Annotated in this window: 24 protein-coding genes and 2 tRNA genes; 17 read left to right on the top strand and 9 right to left on the bottom strand. The window is 38.0% G+C overall.

Annotated elements, in window-relative coordinates; translation table 11 throughout:
- Positions 1-23 precede the first annotated feature (23 nt).
- The 9 genes from hflD to FFU37_RS07445 form a co-directional block, all read right to left on the bottom strand.
- The gene (gene hflD, locus FFU37_RS07485) at positions 24-626 is read right to left on the bottom strand and encodes a high frequency lysogenization protein HflD (RefSeq protein ID WP_033028400.1); all 603 of its coding nucleotides are present in this window, start codon (positions 624-626) and stop codon (positions 24-26) included.
- Positions 626-1726: a tRNA 2-thiouridine(34) synthase MnmA gene (gene mnmA / locus FFU37_RS07480; RefSeq protein WP_002962705.1), complete on the bottom strand. Its 1101-nt coding sequence runs from the start codon at positions 1724-1726 to the stop codon at positions 626-628. The genes hflD and mnmA overlap by 1 nt, the downstream gene beginning before the upstream one ends.
- Before the next feature lie 246 nt (positions 1727-1972).
- Positions 1973-2413: an NUDIX domain-containing protein gene (locus FFU37_RS07475; RefSeq protein ID WP_138489140.1), complete on the bottom strand. Its 441-nt coding sequence runs from the start codon at positions 2411-2413 to the stop codon at positions 1973-1975.
- Entirely contained in the window at positions 2406-3092 is a 687-nt protein-coding gene (locus FFU37_RS07470) for a pseudouridine synthase (protein ID WP_138489139.1), read from the bottom strand. Before FFU37_RS07470 ends, FFU37_RS07475 begins: the two co-directional genes overlap by 8 nt.
- On the bottom strand, positions 3092-3421 hold the full coding sequence (locus FFU37_RS07465; protein ID WP_138489138.1) for a TusE/DsrC/DsvC family sulfur relay protein: 330 nt from the start codon (positions 3419-3421) through the stop codon (positions 3092-3094). Before FFU37_RS07465 ends, FFU37_RS07470 begins: the two co-directional genes overlap by 1 nt.
- Positions 3422-3424: 3 nt before the next feature.
- The gene (locus FFU37_RS07460) at positions 3425-3691 is read right to left on the bottom strand and encodes a DsrH/TusB family sulfur metabolism protein (RefSeq protein ID WP_138489137.1); all 267 of its coding nucleotides are present in this window, start codon (positions 3689-3691) and stop codon (positions 3425-3427) included.
- Positions 3688-4044: a sulfurtransferase complex subunit TusC gene (gene tusC, locus FFU37_RS07455; protein WP_002962696.1), complete on the bottom strand. Its 357-nt coding sequence runs from the start codon at positions 4042-4044 to the stop codon at positions 3688-3690. Before tusC ends, FFU37_RS07460 begins: the two co-directional genes overlap by 4 nt.
- Positions 4041-4394: a sulfurtransferase complex subunit TusD gene (gene tusD, locus FFU37_RS07450; protein WP_024607063.1), complete on the bottom strand. Its 354-nt coding sequence runs from the start codon at positions 4392-4394 to the stop codon at positions 4041-4043. The genes tusC and tusD overlap by 4 nt, the downstream gene beginning before the upstream one ends.
- Before the next feature lie 55 nt (positions 4395-4449).
- The gene (locus tag FFU37_RS07445; RefSeq protein WP_008133668.1) at positions 4450-5115 is read right to left on the bottom strand and encodes a Bax inhibitor-1/YccA family protein; all 666 of its coding nucleotides are present in this window, start codon (positions 5113-5115) and stop codon (positions 4450-4452) included.
- 251 nt (positions 5116-5366) lie between these two features.
- Here FFU37_RS07445 and FFU37_RS07440 point away from each other — a divergent pair.
- The 17 genes from FFU37_RS07440 to FFU37_RS07360 all read left to right on the top strand — a co-directional run bounded on the left by FFU37_RS07440 (position 5367) and on the right by FFU37_RS07360 (position 23918).
- Positions 5367-5457: transfer RNA gene (locus tag FFU37_RS07440), tRNA-Ser, on the top strand.
- An 83-nt stretch (positions 5458-5540) separates the two neighbouring features.
- Positions 5541-5631: transfer RNA gene (locus tag FFU37_RS07435), tRNA-Ser, on the top strand.
- Between the two features lie 418 nt (positions 5632-6049).
- Positions 6050-6907, top strand: a complete 858-nt coding sequence (locus FFU37_RS07430; protein WP_239022718.1) for a LytR/AlgR family response regulator transcription factor — start codon at positions 6050-6052, stop codon at positions 6905-6907.
- A gap of 118 nt (positions 6908-7025) precedes the next feature.
- Positions 7026-7838, top strand: a complete 813-nt coding sequence (locus FFU37_RS07425; protein WP_138489136.1) for a CPBP family intramembrane glutamic endopeptidase — start codon at positions 7026-7028, stop codon at positions 7836-7838.
- Positions 7839-7851: 13 nt separating this feature from the next.
- Positions 7852-8100 (top strand): hypothetical protein, encoded by a 249-nt coding sequence (locus FFU37_RS07420; RefSeq protein ID WP_138489135.1) that lies wholly within the window; start codon positions 7852-7854, stop codon positions 8098-8100.
- Between the two features lie 173 nt (positions 8101-8273).
- The gene (locus FFU37_RS07415) at positions 8274-8654 is read left to right on the top strand and encodes a hypothetical protein (RefSeq protein ID WP_138489134.1); all 381 of its coding nucleotides are present in this window, start codon (positions 8274-8276) and stop codon (positions 8652-8654) included.
- A gap of 128 nt (positions 8655-8782) precedes the next feature.
- Positions 8783-9241, top strand: coding sequence for a free L-methionine (R)-S-oxide reductase MsrC (gene msrC, locus FFU37_RS07410; protein ID WP_138489133.1), 459 nt, complete (start codon positions 8783-8785; stop codon positions 9239-9241).
- A complete protein-coding gene (locus tag FFU37_RS07405) occupies positions 9241-9519 on the top strand; it encodes a hypothetical protein (RefSeq protein ID WP_002961910.1) in 279 nt (92 codons plus the stop codon). Before msrC ends, FFU37_RS07405 begins: the two co-directional genes overlap by 1 nt.
- Before the next feature lie 15 nt (positions 9520-9534).
- Positions 9535-10185, top strand: coding sequence for an RNA chaperone ProQ (proQ, locus tag FFU37_RS07400; RefSeq protein WP_002961909.1), 651 nt, complete (start codon positions 9535-9537; stop codon positions 10183-10185).
- A 26-nt stretch (positions 10186-10211) separates the two neighbouring features.
- A complete protein-coding gene (prc, locus tag FFU37_RS07395) occupies positions 10212-12236 on the top strand; it encodes a carboxy terminal-processing peptidase (protein WP_138489132.1) in 2025 nt (674 codons plus the stop codon).
- Between the two features lie 181 nt (positions 12237-12417).
- The gene (gene nhaC / locus FFU37_RS07390) at positions 12418-13881 is read left to right on the top strand and encodes a Na+/H+ antiporter NhaC (protein ID WP_002961908.1); all 1464 of its coding nucleotides are present in this window, start codon (positions 12418-12420) and stop codon (positions 13879-13881) included.
- A gap of 47 nt (positions 13882-13928) precedes the next feature.
- Entirely contained in the window at positions 13929-16523 is a 2595-nt protein-coding gene (pepN, locus tag FFU37_RS07385; protein ID WP_138489131.1) for an aminopeptidase N, read from the top strand.
- Complete coding sequence (locus FFU37_RS07380) at positions 16524-16745, top strand: DUF2835 family protein (RefSeq protein WP_010552655.1); 222 nt, start codon at positions 16524-16526, stop codon at positions 16743-16745. It begins immediately after the preceding gene.
- Positions 16746-16997: 252 nt separating this feature from the next.
- Positions 16998-19097, top strand: coding sequence for a DUF1302 domain-containing protein (locus FFU37_RS07375; RefSeq protein ID WP_002961905.1), 2100 nt, complete (start codon positions 16998-17000; stop codon positions 19095-19097).
- A 13-nt stretch (positions 19098-19110) separates the two neighbouring features.
- Positions 19111-20475, top strand: coding sequence for a DUF1329 domain-containing protein (locus FFU37_RS07370; RefSeq protein WP_138489130.1), 1365 nt, complete (start codon positions 19111-19113; stop codon positions 20473-20475).
- A gap of 126 nt (positions 20476-20601) precedes the next feature.
- Positions 20602-21597, top strand: a complete 996-nt coding sequence (locus FFU37_RS07365; protein WP_138489129.1) for a WD40/YVTN/BNR-like repeat-containing protein — start codon at positions 20602-20604, stop codon at positions 21595-21597.
- Complete coding sequence (locus FFU37_RS07360; RefSeq protein WP_138489128.1) at positions 21597-23918, top strand: efflux RND transporter permease subunit; 2322 nt, start codon at positions 21597-21599, stop codon at positions 23916-23918. The genes FFU37_RS07365 and FFU37_RS07360 overlap by 1 nt, the downstream gene beginning before the upstream one ends.
- Positions 23919-23994 lie beyond the last annotated feature (76 nt).

Genomic DNA, 23994 nt, shown 5'->3' with positions numbered 1-23994 from the left:
CTAAATTTTAGTTTGAACGATAGTTAAATTTTTGATTTAGCAATGGCGAGTATTTTTCTTTTTGAAAAGAAAAAGTGACGGCGTTTACCGCCCATTTGTCGCCATAATACTGCACTTCTAACACCGGCTAGTAATAGCGCACGGATTTTATTTTGAGTGAGCTGCTGTTTTAATAACTCGGGTTTACCATAAACCTGTATTCGGTGCCCAAGGGGGCTCAGCACCGACGAGTATATATCTGCTAAACCGGCAACAACGCTCTCGTCGGTAATAGCAAAATGATCTAAACGACGATGAATATCATCAATTCGTTTGCCTAATTCGTTTAAGCTCTTGTCGTTTGCATTTAGTGCACGTTCAAGCTGCATTAAACCACCTACGTACTTTACTATTTCAACATCTTTTTGAGCGCCAGCAGTTAGCTGTGCCATTAATGTTTTATAGCCATCACGCAGGTTATCTGTACCTTGATAAACGTCCTCTGGGGATTCAGGAGATGTTTGAATAATACTTGAAAGTAAGATTTCTAAATCGTGTTCGTTGTTGCTGCCGTATTGGGCAATTTTTTGAACTTGTTTAGCAACCTGGCACATGGCGGCAAGCGCCATGACTTGGTATTCATTCATTACTTAATCACCGAGTCAATAATACCACCACCTAAACACACATCTTCTGCATAAAATACAGCAGATTGACCTGGCGTAACTGCTTTTTGTGGTTCATCAAATAATACACGAGCCATGCCGTCTTCACCTACAAGTAGGGTACAGCTTAAGTCTTCTTGACGGTAACGTGTTTTAACTGTGCAGCGAGTGGTACCTTTAGGGCCAACGCGGTCTACCCAATGTAATTGGTTTGCATTAAGACCATTACTGTATAGGCGAGGGTGATCTTTACCTTGACCAACAACAAGTACGTTACGTTCTAAATCTTTATCAACTACGTACCATGGTTCGCCAGAACCTTCCTTCATACCACCAATTAACAAGCCTTTGCGTTGTCCAAGCGTATGGTACATTAAGCCTTCGTGCTCGCCTACATTGTTACCGTCAGTGTCTTCGATAACGCCAGGTTGCGCTGGTAAGAACTTTTGTAAGAAGTCTTTAAATTTACGCTCACCGATAAAGCAAATTCCGGTGCTGTCTTTTTTATCGTGAGTGATTAGGTCTTGTTCTTCTGCTATGCGGCGTACTTCTGGTTTTTCGATATCACCTACAGGGAATAACGTTTGGCCAATATGTTCATGGCTTAGGGTATATAAGAAGTAGCTTTGATCTTTATTGTTATCAAGTCCGCGACACATTACGTATTTGTCATCGCGAAGTTCACGGCGAACGTAGTGTCCGGTTGCAATAAAGTCAGCACCGAGTGCTTGAGCCGCAAATTCTAAAAAGGCTTTAAATTTAATTTCTTTATTACACATTATATCTGGGTTTGGAGTACGACCCGCTTTGTACTCTGCTAAAAAGTACTCAAATACATTATCCCAATATTCAGCAGCAAAGTTTACTGTGTGAAGCTCAATGCCTAATTTGTCGCACACGGCTTGTGCATCTTTTAAGTCATCAGCGGCGGCACAGTATTCATCATTGTCATCTTCTTCCCAGTTCTTCATAAACAGGCCTTCTACTTGGTAGCCCTGTTGTTGTAATAAATATGCAGATACAGAAGAATCAACACCGCCGGACATGCCAACAATGACTTTAATGTGACTATTTTCGCTCATGAATAATTTCGCTTATACAGATTGCTGTTAACTTGGAAAGGCCGCGATTATAGCATGTATTTTGTTTGTGCTTAAAGAGCGTAGGGCGGCAAAGGACATAATTTGTCACTATTTTATTTGTATAACAAATAGCAAAGTAACCTTACGAAGTATTGTATAAATTTATTTATCGATTTTTTGATGAAAAATGATACTTTCAAATTCCTCAAAATACATAAACTAGGGATTAGTGGAGGAAACTATAATTTAGTCATCGTAAATTGTATCTAATCTCAAAGCCTTTTTGCTTAAGCTATCTTCAACACACTTGAGCACTAAAGGGCTCCTAAGCGGTAATGATTTTATTTGCTCTAATGTATGCCAGTTAGCGCTGATAATGTAAGAATCTATTGGTGTTGGTGCTTTTATATTATTAGGCGCTTCAAATAAAAAGCAGAATCGCAAATAGTGCACTGCGTTATCGGCATGCAAATTATAAACACCTAAAAACCCAATAGGCTCAAGCGCTAAGCCTGTTTCTTCTAGTAGCTCTCTGCTTGCAGCTTGTGCAAGTGTCTCATTTTGCTCTAAATGACCCGCAGGTTGATTGTAACAAATTTGCTTTGTAAATTTATCGCGCTCTTTTACAAGTAAAAACTCGTTTTGCTTTTTTACTATTGCTGCAACCGTGACATGCGGTTTATGCATCAACTACGCCCTTAATTACTTTGTATTCACCACAATTAATATCATCCAACGTATAGTTGCCAATGCTATAGCGGATGAGGCGAAGTGTAGGGTGTCCAATATGCGCGGTCATACGACGAACTTGTCTGTTTCTACCTTCATTAATAGTAATACTTAGCCAAGTGGTAGGGATTGCTTTTCGCTCGCGTACAGGGGGATTACGCGCCCAAATTGTTGGTTCATCAATTATTTTAACGTTAGCGGGGAGTGTAAGCCCGTCTTTAAGTTCTACGCCATTACATAAATCATTAATTGATTCACTCGTTGGTTCACCCTCAACTTGTGCCCAGTAGGTTTTATTTGTTTTTTTATCAGGAGCAGTTAAGGTGTTTTGTAGTTTCCCACAGTTTGTTAAAAGCAATAAACCTTCACTGTCTCTGTCTAACCTTCCTGCTGCATAAACTTCTTTAATAGGTATAAACTCAGCAAGCGTTTTTCTGTCTGCGTCATCCGTAAATTGACATAGCACATCAAACGGCTTGTTGAATAACACAATTTTTCTGTCTTTAGATGCTATTTGCGGCTTTATTTCTCTTTTACCAGATGGCGTTTTGTTAAGTGCACTGCGTGAATAAGTACGCCCAGTACTTCTTTTTGGCTTGGCTTGTGTTGCTTGATTATTGCCTGATTTAGCTCTCATTATATGCACCTAGCTGGTTTTGGTAATCCGGCAATTTTTGTTGCTTGCTTGGCTGGGCCCTTAGGAAATAATTTATATAAATAAAGGCTATTTCCTTTATCTTCACCGAGTGCTTTAGCCATTGCTTTTACAAGCATTCTAATTGCTGGGCTGGTGTTATATTCAATGTAAAAATCACGAACAAAGTTAATAACTTCCCAGTGTTGCTCACTAAGTGTAATGTTTTCTTGAATAGCAATTATAGGCGCTAGCTCCTTTGACCATAAAGTATGGTCGAGCAAGTAGCCTTGTTTGTCGGTTTCAATCTGTTGGTTGTTAAATTCAAGCATGAGTTACCACGTAATTGATTGATTAGTTGATAAAGTGATTGCCACAAAGTCTTCATAGCTAATTGCTTTATCGTTATCTGCTAATTTTATTGCACGTACTTGCGCGTCTTGTTCAAGTATTAACAGTGTATCTGCAAATTGTCTAAATTGTTTTTTTGCAAAGCAGGCATCACCAACAAGTAGTACCTTATCGCCTGATAAAATTAAATTCTCAAGCTGATTTGCCGAGTAATAGTTAAGCGTCTTTGAAAAAATATGTAACGTACTCATAGGTTCACCACATGTTGCTGCGCTTTGATTAGTGTTTGTTGTTGACTAAAGTTAAGAGCTTTTGCTTCTATGAGTAAATCATGTTTATTTAAACCATAATCAAGCAATGATTTTTCACACACGAAAATGTTTTCAACATCATAAATTTCGAGTGTTTTAATATTTTTAAAAAAGTCTTTTAAGCCGATATTATTTGGTTGCTGATGCTTTTTTAAAGCTAAAACGGCGGGGCCGCTAAACAACCAACTTACATTTTGATCAACAGCAGCAAATATCAATGTCATATCTAGTGCATCACGAATATTTAAATCGTCAAATGGGCTGCACTGACTCATTACTAATACGTTTATCATTTAAATTGCACCCATTTATCTGCGTCGCTTGCAAGCATTGCAAATTCAGCTAACCCTGCGACTTTAAATACACCTGTGTTTTTAATATCTAACCCGCGCTTTTGCGCGGCGGTAACACACAGCATTAAATTTAAATTTTGATCAGCGAGTTGCTGCCAAAGTGCTGAAATTTGAAGCTCGTCTGAGGATAAATCAAAGTGGGTAGATGCATGATAAATACCTTGCTGGTATAAAAAAATAGCATCAATGGTGTGCCCTTGGGCTAAACATGCATTCGCAAATTTAACTATGCGTTGCGTGGTATCGTGATCGGATGGTGGTGTATGTAATGAAAGAACAAAGCGTGCCAAAACAATTCCAATAAAAAAGCCCCAATAAAGGGGCTATTTTAACAGAACTATTTAATTAGTCATCACTTGCGCCAAGTAGAGCAAGCAAAGAAGTAAATAAGTTATATACGCTTAGGTATAAAGAGACTGTTGCACGAATGTAGTTAGTTTCACCACCGTTTATGATTCGGCTTGTATCAAATAAAATCAAACCAGACATAATAAGTACAACTGCTGCATTAAGCACCATAAACATCAATGAACTGCCAATAAAAATATTAACGATGCTTGCTACAATCACAACGATTAAGCCAACAGTTAAAAAGCCACCCATGAATGAGAAGTCTTTTTTAGTATTTAGTGCATAAGCAGATAAACCAAAAAAGATAAGCGCTGTAGAACCTAAGGCTTGCATAATAAGCATTGGGCCATTAGGTAATGCAGCATAATGGTTAAGCAATGGACCTAAGCCTGCCCCCATTAAACCTGTGAAAGCAAACACCCAAAATACACCAGATGCTGTATCTGCTTTTTTATTTACAACAAATAATAAACCGAACGAAACGAGTGTAAACACAATTCCCATAAAGTAAGGTAATTGTAGTGCCATTGAAATACCGGCTGTAACTGCACTAAATGCAAGTGTCATAGCTAGTAAAAAGTAGGTGTTTTTAAGTACCTTGTTTGTTTCAATGGTAGACATTACCGGTTTCGCGGTATTGTACGATTGATTAAACGCCATTGTAGAGCTCCTTTAAGTGATACATGTGTGTTTCGATAATTTAACTAAAATTAGATTACCAACTCTAATATGTTTGGGCAAACCTTTGTAGATCAATAGAGTTAAATATTTAAATAAAAGTATATTGACGGCTAAATTAAAAACATTTTGTTTTAACTTTAAACAAATTAATTGTTTTTTAGGCACTTAAACAATTAATTTAAAAAAAAGCTTCACAAAAGGGATGGGTTTCCCTATTATGCAGGCCGTGCGGAGAGATGGCAGAGTGGTCGAATGCACCGGTCTTGAAAACCGGCATGGGTTTATAGCCCATCTAGGGTTCAAATCCCTATCTCTCCACCACTTATTTAATAAGTGTGTGATAATTAAAATATCATTCATTTAAATAGTTATTAGTACACTCTTACTTTTAACTTAGCAGTATCGGAGAGATGGCAGAGTGGTCGAATGCACCGGTCTTGAAAACCGGCATGGGTTTATAGCCCATCTAGGGTTCAAATCCCTATCTCTCCACCATATAACAGAATAGCCCGCTAATTTAGCGGGCTTTTTTGTGTTTGGAACAAAATCAGTGCACTTATACCAACTCGCAATAATACTTAATCATTTTGCGGGGCTAAACGTGTCGCTCCCTGCGTTAAAAACTCTCATTTTGAACAACTAAATAGCGAATTTTTTGCCTAGCTGTAAACACGTTTATCCGCTCTCTAAATAGATCACTTAATTAAGCGAATTGGTATTACATCTCTTATCTCTTATTAGTAAAATCTTAAAAGCAGATAGAATTGCTCACACATCATCTTCTGATGTTAAAAAACGTTGATGTTCTCTTCCTATTTTTGTTTTTAATAAAACTACCATCACAAAAAACTTTAAATGAGTTGGAATGCACGTATTAATCTGTGTTATTTTTAAATATTAGTGTATTAAAGGTATGCAAAATAAGATGTTGTGGCTCAAAGATGATCTAGATTCGAGAAAGTTAGTTTTATATCGTGCCGTCATGTTTTCGTTTATAACGCTTTTTGTACTTTTTGTACTTTTTGTATTCCAACCTTTTGGCACTTCAAGCGATACCGAGTCTTACAAGTTTCTGCGGCTTTTTGGTTATGGGTTAGTAACCTTTTGTGCTTTGCTATTGTCAGGTTTCATAGAAATAGTGTTACTTAAGTTTAAGCTAAGTAAATTAAACCGTTTAATTATTATTCCTATCACATATATTTTAATTACTGCGATATTCAATCATGGGTATTTTGTGGTTGCTGTACTTGGGTCTTGGCATTGGCAGAATCAATTACTTTTTGTAGGGTATATTTTTTGTATTGGTGTATTTCCTCTTATTTTTTTACTTGTGGTAAATAGGCATGTAATAGATTTAACTAAGCCAAGTAAAGTTAGCGTTGATCAAGAGCAGTTGAGAGAAGTTGAATTAAAGACAATTACTCTCAAAGGTGATAACAAAAACGACAAAATTAACACGGCTCATCACCATATTTTATTTATTAAATCTTCAGACAACTATTGTGAAATAACAATACAGGAAGGAGCTTCAACTTCACGTAAACTATTACGTGTATCTCTTAGCGGTTTATTAAAGCAGCTTCCAGAAAATACAATCATATTACGATGCCACCGTTCTTATGCGGTCAACCTGCAAAACATTCAACACTACAGTGGTAATGCTGGAGGGTTGCAATTATCGCTACATACAATTGATATTAAAATTCCGGTGTCTCGTTCTTATGTAAAAGTAATAAAAGATGCTTTGTCATTAATCCCAAAAACATGTTAATCCCCCCTAAAACATGGGCTTTATACCTCGTCTTGTAATTGAGACCTAATAGGTCGCTTTGTATTTTTACTATTGCCAAGATTAAGTTGAAATTTACAACTTAACGAGAAAAGTAGATATGAAATACGCTATCAAGGCACTTGCAATAATTTCTATATTTGTATTTTGCCACTATGTAATGAGGCATTTTTGGGGAGAAGGTTGGTCTAGCTGGTTGTCTGAACTTGATAATCTAACTGGCATTTTATTTACCCCCGCTAAATATACTTTTTTATATGGACCGTTAGTTATTGCGGCTATTATTTTGTTTAAACAAAGTAAGCCTTTTGAATCTATAGGGCTCAATTCCTCTGGTTTTATTAACTATGCACTCGCAGCAATTATTTGTTGTACTCCTATGGCAATAGGTTATGGATTTTTGAGTGATGAACTTAACCTATCAATACCAGCAATAATAACTGGCTCAGTTTATGCGGGTTTTTTTGAAGAGCTAATTTTTAGGGCTGCATTGTTTGGTGTTTTATTTAAATATTGTAGATGGGGCTTTGTGCCAGCGGCATTAATTAGTTCAGTAATATTTGGCTTGGGCCATATTTATCAAGGCAATGATGCGATTTCTGCATTGATGGCGGTTGCAATCACTACTGTAGCAGGTACATGGTTTGCGTGGCTATATTGTGAATGTGGTTATCGTATTTGGTTTCCTATGTGGATGCATATTTTTATGAATGCAGCTTACGGAATATTTGGTATGTCGGGTGGCGCAGTAGGTGATCTACAAGGTAATTTATTTAAAGCAACAGCCATTGTGTTAAGTATTGTGTATGTTGAGATGCTAATTCGACGAGGAAAGCAGCGTGAAGTTACATTATCAAAATTATTCCAATGCACTAAAAATGGCCTTTGCACGCAACAAGTTAACTTAAATTGATTGGGAAACGACCATGCTAGAATTATTTATTGTAATAATTATATTTAGCTCACCCTTTTTGATTCTTATTATTACTAAACGTTATTTCTCCTATAAAACTACAATAATGGCAGCGCACGCAAAATTTAAAGGACTAAATAATAATAACAAGATAACAAAATTAGAGGAACAAACAGCGATGTTAAGCAAAAGGGTGGCAGTGCTTGAGGAAATAGTAACATCTCGCCATTTTGAGTTATCAAATAAAATAGCTAAGTTATAAGCATTTTGATAAGTGTGACCCAAACTTATGAGCCTATTAATAAAGTAATAGGCTCATACTGCAATAAGGTTTATTTTTAATCATAAATTACGACCATAGTCTCTGTTTCTAACCTTTAGATCTTGGTGCATGCTTTATACATAGAATTTAGATTTGTGTATTAAGGATTTTAAATGAAACATCAGCTAGCAAAAAGCGTAGGGCTTTCGTTATTATCGCCTGTTATTGTAGGCAGTTTACTTGGTGTTTATTACTCACTTACGCTTGAAGGCGAGTTTGTATCAATATTTCTTACCTTATTAATGACTGCTATATCAAATGCACACATAGTAGGCTTAACAATGGCTGCTTTTGTTGTGCCTAGGTATTTACTCATGTTTAAGTATTCTAAAGTTAATTATTCAGGGGTATTAACTCTTGGATTGTTAGGCGGAGCGATATTTAGTTACTTATTAAGTGCCACAACTGGCGAGATATTTTTGATCAATAGTGTAATGTCAGCATTCGCTGCTGGACTGTTTTTGTTTGGTCTTCGTAAAACGGCAAAAAAATAATCGCAGCATTATTAACCAAGCGCACTGATAAACGGTGTGATTTCCTTTTTTTTACCTCCAAAAGGTTCCAATTTTTCACGACAAAGAGTACCTTTAGCTACTGTATGTTTAATAAGAAGTAGTTTGGTATGCAAAAGCACGATTTTTACCAGTCATTAGTTAAGCAAACTGAATCGCTGATAGCTGGTGAATCCAATGTAATTGCCAATATGGCAAACATAAGCGCGCTGTTATTTACCTCTTTAGAGGATGTGAATTGGGCGGGCTTTTACTTTATGGATTCTCCTACTGAATTAGTACTTGGTCCGTTTCAAGGTAACCCTGCATGCATTCGTATTCCAGTAGGAAAGGGTGTATGCGGAACTGCTGCGGCAACCGAAGAAACACAATTAATTGAAGATGTTCACGCTTTTGACGGCCACATAGCCTGTGATGCAGCGTCTAATTCTGAAGTAGTTGTACCTATCATGAAACATGGTAAAGTATTTGCTGTACTAGACATTGATAGTCCGAGTATTGGTCGATTTGATGCTGACGATAAAGCCGGTCTAGAAGCATTAGTAAAATGCTTAGAGGCGAGCTTGTAATGAAAGATTTGCTAAATGTTCAAGACTACCTATTTGCTGTACAAGATGTTGGCGATTGGGAAGGCGAAGAAGAACATGTAGCGGAAACGCTCAATGATTTGATTCATATTGCATGGGATCGTCTTCCAGATGATTCAGAATGTGAATTTATTGATGAAACAATTAATGGTATTTGGGAACACCTTCGAGGTGATATGGCTGTTATAGAAGCCGATTTCGAAGAGTTGGTCGACTGGGTAACACACTACGTCGATTCGTCCCTTGATGAAAAGATGTGAAAAATAGGTTCTAAAATGGAAACCACAAACAAGCTAAAAGATATTAATGAAGTGTTGGAATTTTTATATCAAGAATTCCCACAATGTTTTAAACAAAAAGATGGCATCAAGCCGCTTAAAGTAGGTATTTTTAAAGATATTGCTGAGCGTATTGAAGGGTCTGAAAAAGTAAGTAAGACTCAAGTTCGTCAAGCGCTTAGAAAATACACGTCTAACTGGCGTTATTTAGAAGCTGTGACCAAGTCAGAGTTTCGTATTGATCTTGATGGTAATCAAGGTGAAAAAGTTGAGCAAGAGCATATCGACCATGCGCAAAAAGCATTGGAAGAAAGCCGCGCTAAAATGGCTAAACGCAAAAAACAACAGCGTCCTCGCCAAGATTCTGATTCTAAATCTTTCAAGAAAAAACCAGCTCATGCTAGCAAACCAGGCGATAAAAACGCTCCTGCAGCTAACAAACCTGCTAAAGCAGCGCCGGCTAAGCGTTCAGGAAAAATTGAACCTTTGCCAGCAACTGAGGTCAAGGTTAATAATAAGGTTAAGGTTAAACTTGGCCAAGCACTTGTAAATGCAGTAATAACTGAAGTGAACAAAGATGATGTTCATGTTGAGTTAGTAACAGGTATGCAAGTTAAAACCAAAGCTGACAGCTTATACATTGTTTAAGTTGTAATTAAATTAAGGAGTTGTGTATGAGTAAAAAGTTTACGCTCATTCCGTTAGTTGCTGCCCTGTTTTCAGGTTCATTATTTGCTGCTGTAGAAGCCGTCACTATTGACGATTTACCCCAGCTCAAGCAAGAGAGTCAACATGGTACTGCTAGCAAACGAGTGGCTAGCTTATTTGCTCGTTCACACTATACACCGGTTCGATTTAACGATGAGCTTTCTAGTAAAGTGTACGATCGTTATATCGAATCCCTTGATTTTAATAAAAGCGTTTTCTTAGCCAGTGATATCGCCTCATTTGAGCAATATCGTGATGACTTTGATAACGCTATTACTACCGGTAAATTAGACTTTACGTTTGATATTTTTAACTTAAGTCTTAAACGCCGTTTTGAACGTTACGAGTATTCACTTACTTTGCTTGAAAAAGAGATGACGTTTGATAAAAAAGATGAATACTTTTTTGACCGTGAAGATTCAGCATGGCCTGCGTCACAAGCTGAGCTTGATGAAATTTGGCGTGAGCGTGTAAAGTACGACGCACTGCGTTTAAAAATGACGGGTAAAGATTGGGAAGGCATTAAAGAGGTGCTGACCAAACGCTACAAAAATGCAGAAAAACGTTTAGTACAATCAAATTCAGAAGATGCTTTTCAAATTGTTATGAATTCGCTAGCACGCAGTATTGAGGCGCATACGTCTTATTTATCGCCACGTCGTGCAGAGCAATTCAAAATGGATATGGACTTAGAGCTTGAGGGCATTGGTGCCGTATTAAGCCCTGATGAAGATTACACTGTTATTCGCAGCTTAGTGCCGGGAGGCCCTGCAGATAAAACAGATCAAATTAAAGCTGATGATCGCATTATTGGTGTTGCTCAAGATGGAGAAGAGTTTGTAGATGTAATTGGCTGGCGTTTAGATGACGTAGTTGATTTAATTAAAGGTCCTAAAGGGACTAAAGTACGTCTACAGTATTTAAAAGGTGTTGATGCTCACGGCGCTCCGAAAGTTGTAGAAATCACTCGCGATAAAATTCGACTTGAAGATAGAGCGGCTAAATCAGAAGTATTTGAAGCAAAATACTCTGATCTAACAAGTAAAATTGGGGTGATTGAAATTCCTGGCTTTTACAATAATCTTTCGAAAGATGTAAAAGTAGAACTTGCTAAGCTTAAAGAAGAAAAGGTTGATGGTATTATTATCGACTTGCGCCAAAATGGTGGTGGTTCTTTATATGAAGCAACACAATTGTCAGGTCTATTTTTTGACCAGGGCCCAGTTGTTCAAATTCATACCTTAAATAACCGTATAGAAGAGCAAAAAGATCGTGATGGTATAACCTACTATGACGGCCCTTTAACTGTGTTAGTTGATCGTTACAGTGCTTCTGCTTCTGAAATATTCGCAGCAGCAATGCAAGATTACGGTCGCGCTGTAATTATTGGTGAGCAAACATTTGGTAAGGGTACTGTACAGCAGCACAAAGGCTTAGGCCGTGCTTATGATCTATACGATAATGCGCTAGGCAGTGTACAGTATACTATTGCTAAGTTTTATCGTATTAACGGTGGTAGCACGCAACATAAAGGTGTTATCCCTGATATTTCGTTTCCATCAGCAATTGATCCTGCACAGTGGGGCGAAAGTAAGCAAGATAATGCACTTCCTTGGGACAGCATTGTTAAAGCGAAATATAAAAAACTAGGTAATCTAACACCTATTATTACGTACCTTGAAAAACAACACGAAGTACGAATTAAATCAGAGCCAGAATTTGGTTATGTATTTAATGACATTACCTTATACAACGAAGAGAAAGACCGTAAAACTATCTCTTTAGTTGAAGCAGACCGTATTAAAGAAAAAGATGAAGGTGAAGCACGTGCACTTGTACGTACTAACGAACGTCTTAAGCGTTTAGGTAAAGATCCGGTAGAAAACTTAGACGATATACCAGAAGTAATCGAAGAGCTTGACCCATTTTTGGAAGAGGCTGCATTAATTACTCAAGATTATATAAATTATGGTCGTATAGCTAAGAAGTAATAACTGGTTTTACCTCTGTAAAAAAGGCGCATTGGCGCCTTTTTTACTACCTAAAATTTACTAAATTGTTATAATCTTCGATTACATAAAGTTGAGCTGGATTAATGAAGCTCAATTAATGCGCTTTACGTGCTAAAAATAATAATTAAACACACAGCAAGTGTGTGTAGGAGTCTCTATTTTGAAGCCATTGGAAGATAAACCAATCAAACCCGCCTCGTTTTTTGATGCATTAATTCCTATCTCTGTATTAATCTGTTTACTTGGCGCGGCTGTATACTTATTCGGTGACAACTCTTCATCCGGTCCTAACCAAATAGCACTTTTATTTGCCACTTTTGCAGCGGCTTTAATTGGTCTTAAAAACGGTTACACATGGAAAAAATTAGAACAAGCTATGATCGAAGGCATAACGCTTTCACTTGGTGCTATTTTAATTTTACTTATGGTAGGTGCATTAATTGGTACTTGGCTACTTTCTGGGACTGTACCAACTTTAATTTATTATGGCTTACAAGTTATAAATCCAAGTTGGTTTTATGCAGCGAGTTGTTTAATTTGTGGCATTGTAGCAATGAGTATTGGTAGTTCTTGGACCACGGCTGCTACGATAGGTGTTGCTTTATTAGGTGTTGCTACGGGTCTTGGACTTGAGCAAACAGTAACCGCAGGTGCAGTTATATCTGGTGCATACTTTGGTGATAAGCTAAGCCCGCTGTCAGAAACAACCAATCTGGCACCAGCAGTTGTTGGCGCTGATTTGTTTGAGCATATTCAACATATGCTGTGGACGACAGTACCGAGTTTTGTAATTGCACTGATTATATTTATATTCATGGGGTTTAATGCAACAGCTTCAAGCGAAGCAGGGCGCATTGATGAAATAACGGCTATTTTACAGCAAAACTTTAATATTGGTTTTGAAATGCTGATCCCGTTAATCGTACTTTTAGTTTTAGCTATTAAAAAAATGCCAGCATTTCCTGCTATCTCAATTGGTGCTGTTGTGGGCGCTGTTTGGGCTATGTTGTTTCAGTCTGATCTAATTGCTAGCCAAATTGATGTTTCTCAAGGACAGCTAGTTGGCTATTTTAAACTTGTCTGGACTACTTTCTTTGATGGTTTTAGCATAAGTACCGGCGATGATAAGATGGATTCGTTACTCAGTGGTGGCGGTATGGCCGGTATGCTTACAACTACATGGCTGATTATGACTGCACTGATGTTTGGTGCCATTATGGAAAAAACAGGTCTTTTGGATATTTTTGTAAAAAGCATACTTAAAATAGCTAAAAGCACGGGGTCGTTAATTGCGGCGACAATAGCTACGTGTATAGGAACTAACGTAATAGCGGCCGATCAATATATAGCGATTGTTGTACCTGGACGTATGTTTAAAGATGAATACGAAAAACGTGGTTTGAAGCCTGTTAACTTATCTCGTACATTGGAAGATGGCGGTACAATTACTAGCCCACTAATTCCATGGAATACGTGTGGCGCATACATGCAAAGCGTTTTACTTATAAACCCTTTTGATTATGCACTCTACGCTTTCTTTAACTTAATTAACCCTGTTTTAGCGGTTGTTTATGCCTACTTAGGCATTAAAATTTTACGTATTAAGCCAAAACAATCTGCCTAATTTTAAGCAGCTCCTTTTAACTTAAAAGGAGCTGCTTTGGAGTATCTATGACTGAATCAAGTAAACCTCAAGCACAATATCTTAAAGACTATAAAGCTCCTGACTTTCTAATTGACCACACAGAGCTAACATTTGACCTACAGCCTTTATCAACCAAAGTAATCTCTTTACTAACACTTACCCGTGTTGGTGATAAAAAAGCACCTTTAGTGCTTGATGGTATTGATTTGCGTTTACTGTCTTTATCTGTTGATACAGTTGATATAACGGATTATGAAATTGTTGGTGAGCAGCTAATAATCAATAACCTACCGGATAGTTGCCAATTAAGTATTGTGACCGAGATATCACCTGAGACAAATACTTCTTTAGAAGGTTTATATTTATCGGGCGGTGCGTATTGCACACAGTGCGAAGCGCAGGGATTTAGAAAAATCACTTATTACATGGATCGCCCTGACGTACTTGCCACGTTTGATGTAACTATTATTGCCGATAAAAAGTATCTACAACTTCTTTCTAATGGTAATCAAGTAGATAGCGGTGAAACATCAGATGGTCGTCATTTTGTGAAATGGCAAGACCCATTTAAAAAGCCGAGCTATTTATTTGCACTTGTAGCGGGCGATTTTGATGTTTTAAAAGATACGTACACGACTAAAAGCGGCAAAGACGTAGAGTTAGCATTATTTGTTGATAAGGGTAATTTATCTAAAACACCTCATGCTATTGCTTCACTTAAAAAAGCAATGCAATGGGATGAAGAACGCTTTAATTTAGAGTATGACCTTGATATTTATATGATTGTTGCCGTCGATTTTTTCAACATGGGCGCGATGGAAAATAAAGGGCTAAACGTTTTTAATAGTAAATGTGTATTAGCCAATCAAGAAACAGCGACAGACAAAGACTACCATACGATTGAATCCATTGTAGGGCACGAATATTTTCATAACTGGACGGGCAATCGTGTAACGTGCCGAGATTGGTTTCAGTTATCGCTAAAAGAAGGGTTAACCGTATTTAGAGACCAAGAGTTTAGTAGTGATTTAGGTTCTCGTGCACTTAACCGAATTGATGCTGTTAAAGTAATGCGTACGCATCAGTTTAGCGAAGATGCAGGCCCTATGGCGCATCCGATTCGTCCTGAAAAAGTTATTGAAATGAATAACTTTTATACTGTAACTGTATACGATAAAGGTGCTGAAGTTATCCGTATGATGCACACGTTACTAGGTGAAACTAATTTTCAAAAAGGGATGACACTTTACTTTGATCGCCACGATGGGCAAGCAGTAACATGTGATGACTTTGTCAGTGCAATGAGCGATGCATCAGGTGTAAATTTAGAGCAATTTAAGCTGTGGTATAGTCAATCGGGTACCCCGCGCTTAAATGCAATACAACATTTTGATAGCAGTTCAAATACGTATACATTAACAATAGAACAAGCAGCACCGGACAATCAGCCAGACAATAAACCACTTCATATACCTTTTGCTATTGAACTACTTGATGCGAATGGGGAAAGTATTGCTCTGCAATACAAAGGTAAAAAACTAGATGATGTACTTGATGTAACAAGTACGACTCAAACATTTAGCTTTGACAATATCTTAGAAAAGCCTGTTGCGGTTTTACTCGAAGATTTTTCTGCACCTTGTATTTTAAATCAGCAAACAACAGAGCCCGAACTATTGCATATTATGCGTTTTGCACGCAGTGATTTTTCACGTTGGGATGCACAACAGCAGCTATTTATTAAAGCGATTAAATCTCAGATTACCGACACATCTAATAGCGTGTTAAGCAGTGAAACTATAAATGCGCTACGTGTACTTATTAACACCAAAGAGGGCGATTTAGCCTTAATTGCAGAGCTGTTTAAACTGCCAAGTTTTGATACATTAGCCGCTGAATTTGAAGTAATACCTGTTGATGAGATTATTGAAATAACAGAAAAGTTTGAGCAACAAATTGCTGACGAACTTGCTGATGAACTGCTTGCTTGTTACGAATCTCTTGAAGATGATGGCAGTATAAGTGCAAGCTCCGTTGCTAAGCGCGCTTTAAAACAAATATGCTTGCATTATTTGGCTAAAACTCAAAAGCCAGAGGCTGTAAGCTTTATTAAAGAAGCCGCAAGTTCGACTAATATGACCAATGTACTTGGTGCACTAAGCGCAGTGGTAAAAGCATCCCACCCTATACAAGAAGAGCTTTTGAATCATTTTGATAGTCAATGGCGCCATGATGTTTTAGTGATGGATAAGTGGTTTGCACTGCAAGCTATGCAGTCAGGCAATAAAGCTATAGATAATATTAAGGCACTTTACGAACATCCGTGTTTTGATTTTTCAAACCCGAACCGTGTACGTGCACTTGTAGGAAGCTTTAGTCACTTTAATACAGCACAATTTCATCGCTCAGATGCCCAAGGCTATACGTTATTAGGTGACTTACTAATAAAACTTAATGCAATTAATCCACAAAATGCGTCTCGTATGCTAACACCGTTCATGTCATGGAAGCGTTACGATGATGTTCGCTCTCAAGCAATGAAACTGCAATTACAACGCTTAGCTAATCTAGATGGGCTAAGTGCTGATTTGTATGAAAAGGTTGAAAAAGCGCTCGCATAAATGATTGAGTATTATTTTACCTTAAGATTGAGCTATAACGAGTGCATGGATTACTACCATGGCCGTTTTAGCTCTTTACAAGTTGTAGAAGATGGCGGTAAAACGATTCGTTTTGCTGCTACACATTTGAGGCCCTTCATTTCAAGTTTAGGTGTACGTGGCCGTTTTAGACTCTTATTAACCCCCGAAAACAAGTTTATCCGCCTAGAGCGAGTGGCCTGACACTCGGTTTTTATGTTATATATACATAAAAATATTGTATTTTTGTTAATTTCAATTTGTCCTATTGTTAAATTACGTGTATAAATTATCTGGTACGACGTCTTACCAATACGTAAGCGTCAACCAAAATATAAAGTATACGGAAGATTAGAGCGAGTATTTGTAATTTCACTGATTCGCTTCTATCGTTATGATTACACTAAAAACAATAACTTGATCACACAAAATGACCCGCGACAGGGGGGAACCAAAATGATAAGAAGATCGCTTTTTGTTAAAAATAGAATCGCTATAGGTATAGCAGCCGCTAGCTTAGGTTTATCTGCAGCAAGTACACAAGCTGTAACATTTGAAGCTGGAGGTTTTGATATTACCTTCGATTCAACCTTTTCATATGGGCAAAGTGTTCGCGTAGAAGACAGAGACTTTAGCCTAATTGGTAAAAGTAACAATCCGGCATTTGATTGGACAGGTTACAACCCTGCGCTAAACAACACTATTTACTCATCTCAAGATGTATGGGCTCAACCTGGCTCTTATTCAAATAATGGTGATGCTGGTAATTTAAATTTTGACAGTGGTGACTCATTTTCAAAACTTTTGAAGGGAACACACGACCTTTCAATAAATAAAGATAACTACGGTTTGTTCACTCGCTTCATGTATTTTTATGACTTTGCGTTGATGGATGGCAATCATGCATATTCAAATCCTACATCAGGGCAGGGGGTTGATCCGTGTGATGATAAAGACACTAAAGCGCAAAGTTGTGCAGATATTCGTTTATTAGATGCGTTTGTGTGGGCTGATTTTGATTTAAATGATGGTAATAACCCTTTATCTGTCCGTTTAGGTCAACAAGTAGTTAACTGGGGTGAGAGTACACTTATATCTCATGGTATTAACGTAAACCCAGTTGATATTGACCGATTGAAAGCGCCAGGTGCTGAGCTTAAAGAAGCATTTATACCTGTAGGCATGCTTTGGGCATCGCTTGGCATTACTGACAACATTACCCTTGAAGGTTTCTACCAATACCAATGGCAAGAAACGCGTTTACCAGCAGCTGGTACGTATTTTTCGACTAATGACTTTGCAGCAGAAAATGGTTATCAGCAGAATGTTCAATTAGGTTTTACGTCTAATCCTGATATTGATGTTGCTTTTTTAACAGATAGTTTGAATAACTTAACATCTGATTTTGCATTAGCCGCAGCAGCACAAGGTATTGATCCTTCAAGTGCAGAAGGAAGTGCTTTATTAGCTCAAATGTATCTTGCATACCCAACTAAAGTTGCTTTAAAAGGTAAAGGGGATAATGGTAAAACAGAGCCAGAAGATGGCGGTCAGTATGGTTTACGTTTAGGTGTATTTTTACCTGAATTTAATGATACTGAGATTGCACTCTATCACGTGAATTATCATAGCCGTCGTCCGCTTATATCTGGTCGCGTATCAAACTTTTCACAAGCTGCAATTGCCCAAGATTTAGCGATGATCATGACAACAGAAATTACGTCAGATAATGTTGCTGATTTAACTGCTTTTTCTAAAGCTGAAAATGAGTACCCTGAAGATATTAAGTTATATGGTTTAAGTTTTAATACGACTATCGGCGAAACAGCCTTCGCGGGTGAATTTGCTTTTCGCCAAGATGAACCGCTACAAATTGATGACGTAGAGTTACTTTACACAGCTATGCCTGAACAATTGGCTGTTGCTGGTATTCGTCCTGATTTTGCGGGTATTTCGCAAATGAGTATAGGCGATGCGGTAAGCTCAGTTGGTGCAGGTGAAGTTGCCAAAGGCTACATTGAACGCGATACATCACAAATTCAATTTACAGCAACACATTTATTTGGTCCTTCATTAGGTGCTGATAGTTGGGCTGTAGTTGGTGAAGTGGGTGCAGTTAAAATTCACGATATGCCTGACTATGACGAAATGCGTTTAAATGTATCAGGTACTGGCCGTAGTGGCACAATAACAGGCCCAGGTACTACTGATTATTCAACATTGCAACTTGGTCTTTCAAATGGCGCTGAAGAAAAATCATTCGCTACAGCATCTTCTTGGGGTTACCGCCTAATTGCTAAAGGCGATTACTTCAACTTTTACAAAGGTATTAACTTTTCACCACGTTTTGTATTTTCTCATGACGTAAACGGTAATACACCAGATCCTATGTTCTTATTTATTGAAGATCGTAAATCTTTAGGTGCTACGATGAACTTTAACTACCAAAATGCGTGGTCACTTGATGTGAGCTATAACTCGTTTTGGGGCGGTGGCGGTGTTAATACATTCTCAGACCGCGATTACGTTTCTTTTAACTTAAAATATTCTATTTAGGGGTAACATTACTATGATTAAAAAACCTACCCTCATCGCTACAGCATTTTGTAGTTTGTTTGCAAGCAGCGCAGCTTTGGCTAAATTAAGCGCTGATGAAGTTGCTCAATTAGGTCAAAACTTAACGCCAATGGGTGCAGAAAAAGCTGCGAATGCTGATGGTTCTATTCCAGCGTGGAATAACGGAATTACAACAGCGCCTGCAGGTTATGAAGCTGGTATGCATCACCTTGACCCGTTTACAGCTGATAAAGTACTTTTCACTATCGATAAAAGTAATATTGAAAAGTACAAAGCCAATTTAAGTCCGGGTCAAATTGCTTTATTTGAAGCATACCCAGATACATTTAAGATGCCAGTGTATGAAACACGCCGCTCAGCTTCTTACCCTCAGTTTGTTTATGACGCGACTAAAAAGTTTGCATCAACTGCTGAATTAATCGAAGGCGGTAACGGTATTAAAAATACGGCGATTGGTATCCCTTTCCCTATCCCTAAAACAGGTTTAGAGGCAATTTGGAATCACTTATTACGTTACCGTGGCCAGTCTATTGAGCGTTTTGGTGGTCAAGCTGCACCGACTGCATCTGGTTCTTACAACTATGTTGGTTTTGATGAGCAGCTATTAGTTAAATACTCAGACCCAAGCGCTACACCAGCAGAGCTACAAGACTCAAACATTTTGTTTAAGTTTAAACAAAGCGTTACAGAGCCTGCACGTTTAGCAGGTACTGCATTATTAGTTCATGAAACAATGGACCAAATATTAACGCCGCGCCAAGCATGGACTTATAACTCGGGACAACGTCGTGTTCGTCGTGCACCTAATGTTGCATATGATGCACCAGGCACAGCTGCAGATAGCCTGCGCACTACCGATGATTTTGATATGTTTAATGGCTCACCAAATCGTTACAACTGGACGCTAAAAGGTAAGCAAGAGTTATATATACCTTACAATAGCTATAAACTTCATAGCGACAAGCTAGAGTACGATGATATTTTAATGCCTGGCCATATTAACCCAGAACATACACGTTACGAAAAACATCGTGTTTGGGTTGTTGAAGCTAACTTAAAAGATGATACACGCCATATCTATAAAAAACGTGTGTTTTACATTGATGAAGATAGCTGGCAAGTACAGGTAACTGATATTTATGATAACCGCGACCAACTTTACCGTGTAGCCATGGCTTATGGTCTTAACTATTACGAAGTTCCTACACAGTGGAGTACGCTTGAGGTTTATCATGATTTGAATTCTCGTCGTTATTTAGCAATTGGTTTAGATAACCAAGAAAAAATGTACGATTTTTCACAGTCATTTAACGATAACGAATTTACTTCAAGCGCTTTACGTCGCGCAGGTAGATAGTATTAAACTAGGCACTTAACAATTTGTTAAGTGCCTTTTCCTTTCTCATCGCGTTTGTCTTACAGCGCGCAACGCACTCCCTAGTAAAAAGACAAACAACTCTCTCGTACAAGGCGATTAAAATTTATGAAGTATTTGGTATATGCCAGCCTGATAATAAGCGGTGCGAGTGTTGCACAAGAAGCCCCTAACAATGCAATCAGTGCAACAAATGCAGCTAAAACCTTACTCACCGACATAACTAACACGGGTAATGGCTTAATTGCTGTTGGTAAACACGGTACTGTTATTAAAAGTACATCGGGTGATTCATGGCAACAAGCTGAGCTAGTTCCAACTCAAGTGCTCTTAACTGCCGTTGATTTTAGTAACGAAAATAATGGATGGGCGTGTGGCCACGATGCAACAATCATAAATACTACTGACGGTGGCGTTAATTGGCAGCTACAACAAGCATTACCTGAATTAGACAAACCATGTTTAGATATTTTATTTGAAGATGACTTAAAAGGTTTTGCAGTGGGCGCATATGGCATGTTTTATCAAACTACAGACGGTGGTCAACATTGGCAAAAACGCTTTTTAGATTCGCTACTCTTTAGTGATGATCGTGATTACTTAAACGATTTAAAAGAAAATGACCCACAAGGATACGAAGCGGAAACTGCTTCTATTTTACCGCACTTTAATCGCATAGAAAAAACAGACAATGGATTAATGCTCGTTGGTGAAATGGGTTTAATGGCCAGAAGCGTTGACGATGGTCAAACTTGGCAAAGAATAGAAGAAGTTTATCCCGGTTCATTCTTTGCAGTTGCCTCTGATAGCACACAAGAAATTGTGGCAGGGCTTCGAGGTAATGTTTTTGCAAAGCAAAGTGGCGAAAAGCAGTGGCAGCATTTTGAAAATGTTAAAACAGCGACGATTAACAACATCATTAATTATAATAACAAACAATGGCTCATGCTCGGTAATAGTGGCGTTATTTTTCATCTTCAAGATGGGTTACTCACCCATGAGCAGCTTGCTGACGGTAAAGCGATTCTTGATGGTGTAATTTTAGATAACAGATTGATCATGGCTACAGAAGATGGCATTAAAGTGAAGGAGTTAACCCCTTAATGCATAAGTTACTCGATTTTATTGAAAAGGCGATTTTTAGACATCGCTTAATTATGCTTATAAGTTTTGCACTTATAACCTGTTTACTTGTATTTAAAGCGACTCAAATTCAACTTGATGCATCGTTTAATAAAAATATCCCGTTAAATCACGATTACATGAAGGTATACACTAAACATGAAAAACAGTTTGGTGGTGCAAACAGTATTTTAATTTCAGTATGTGACGACAGCGGAGATATATTTAATCCAGAATTTTTTACTCAATTAAAAGCGGTTCACGATCAGCTTTATTTTATTCCTGGTGTAAATCGTCCTTTAGTGAATTCTATATTTTCACCTAGTGCTCGCTTTGTAGAAGTAGTAGAGGATGGCTTTGCCGGTGGTCCAATTATTCCTGCAAACTTTAAAGCAGATACGCGTGGATTAGGTGTAGTAAAGGAAAACATTGAAAAAGCAAAAGTTGTAGGGCGTATGATTGCCAGCGATTACTCGTGTGCAATGGTAACGGCTCAACTTTTAGAAACAGATCCTCAAACACAACAAAAATTAGACACATTAGCTTTTGCACAAAAGCTAGAAAGTGATTTAAGAGAGCCTTTAAGTACAGACAAAGTAAGTATTCATATTATTGGCTTTGCAAAAATGGCTGGTGATATAGCTGAAGGCGCAAAAGGGGTAGTCGTATTTTTTGCCATTGCTATCGCCTTTACCTTTATTATGGTTTGGCTATTTTGTGGCAGTTTAAAGCTAACTATTTTGCCTATCGCGTGTTCTATTATTGCCGTTATTTGGCAATTAGGCCTGCTTTCAAGTTTAGGGTTTGGACTAGACCCTATGTCTATTTTGGTGCCGTTTTTAGTCTTTGCTATTGGTGTAAGCCATGGTGTGCAGATGATTAATGCGATTGGCAAAAAAGTAGGTGAAGGAAAAAGTACGCGAATTTGTTGTCAGTCAAGTTTCAGGGCTTTATTAATACCAGGTGGTATTGCACTGCTTTCAGACACCGTAGGCTTTTTAACGTTACTTACTATTGATATTGGTATTATCCGCGAACTTGCTATTACAGCGAGTTTAGGTGTGGCAGTAATTATATTTACAAATTTAATTTTGCTGCCAGTTTGGGCGTCGTACATGAACTTTGAAAACAGTGTACATATTCAATCTGGTGATGCTGAGAAGCCTAATATACTTGATAAGATCAGAGACATTTTAGTAAAAGCAACCGATCCTAAAATCGCTAAAATGATTATCGGTTTTACTCTTGTTTTATTTGCTCTAGGCTACTGGCAAGCAGATAAAATGCGTATAGGTGACTTACACGCAGGCGCGCCATCTCTGCATCAAGATGCCCGTTATAACCAAGACACGTTTTTAATATCGGATAAGTACACTATCTCGTCTGATATTTTAAAAGTAATTGTAGAGGCGTATCCTGCAGCATGTACTGAGCATGATGTGATGGAGCGTATAAGCCGTTTTCAATACAAAGTTGAGAATGTGCCCGGTGTGCAGTCTGCTGTAAGTTTGAGCTCTGTAGCTCAATCGGTTAACGCGGGCTACAACGAAGGCAATTTAAAATGGCAGAGTTTGCCAAGAAATTCAGCGAGCTTAGTACAGTCAACGTCTCGAGTTGAAACTAGTACAGGCTTACTTAACGGTGATTGTTCTGTTATGCCAGTGATTATATTCTTAGATGATCATAAAGCACAAACTATCGATACCGTAATTAAGAGTGTTAAGCAATTTGCCCAAGAAGAGGGCACTGATAAATTAGCATTTAAATTAGCGTCAGGACCTGTGGGCGTAATGGCCGCGACTAATGAGTCTGTATCAGAAGCACAAATACCCATGATGCTTTACGTTTATGGTGCCGTTATTATTTTATGTTTAATGAGCTTTAGAAGCGTAAAAGCAACAGTAGCCGTGGTATTACCGCTTTATATTGTATCAACCCTTGCCCAAGCACTTATGGTACAGCTGGAAATAGGCTTAACAGTGTCTACTTTACCTGTAATTGCATTAGGTGTAGGTATTGGTGTTGATTACGGTATTTATATACTTTCGTCGATGATGGGGCAGCTTAAGCAAAACGTACCGCTTAGTGTTGCTTATCGTAATGCGCTTGTTGAGCGTGGCAGCGCAGTTCTATTTACTGGTATTACATTAGCTATTGGTGTGAGCACTTGGATATTTTCAGATCTTAAATTCCAAGTTGATATGGGTATACTATTAACCTTCATGTTTTTAGTGAATATGTTAGGTGCAGTGTTGTTATTACCCGCAATTGGCAGCCTCCTCTGGACTGACCAGAAAAAATAATGTGAATACTTTTGCTCCTAAATGGCCAGTAATGGCCATTTATATCTATATTTTGTGAATAGATGACCAAATAGCT

The organism is Pseudoalteromonas distincta, from assembly GCF_005877035.1.
Classification (GTDB): Bacteria; Pseudomonadota; Gammaproteobacteria; order Enterobacterales; family Alteromonadaceae; genus Pseudoalteromonas; species Pseudoalteromonas distincta.
The sequence above is the reverse complement of the archived record's forward strand: the minus strand, read 5'-3'. Positions and strand labels throughout refer to the sequence as shown.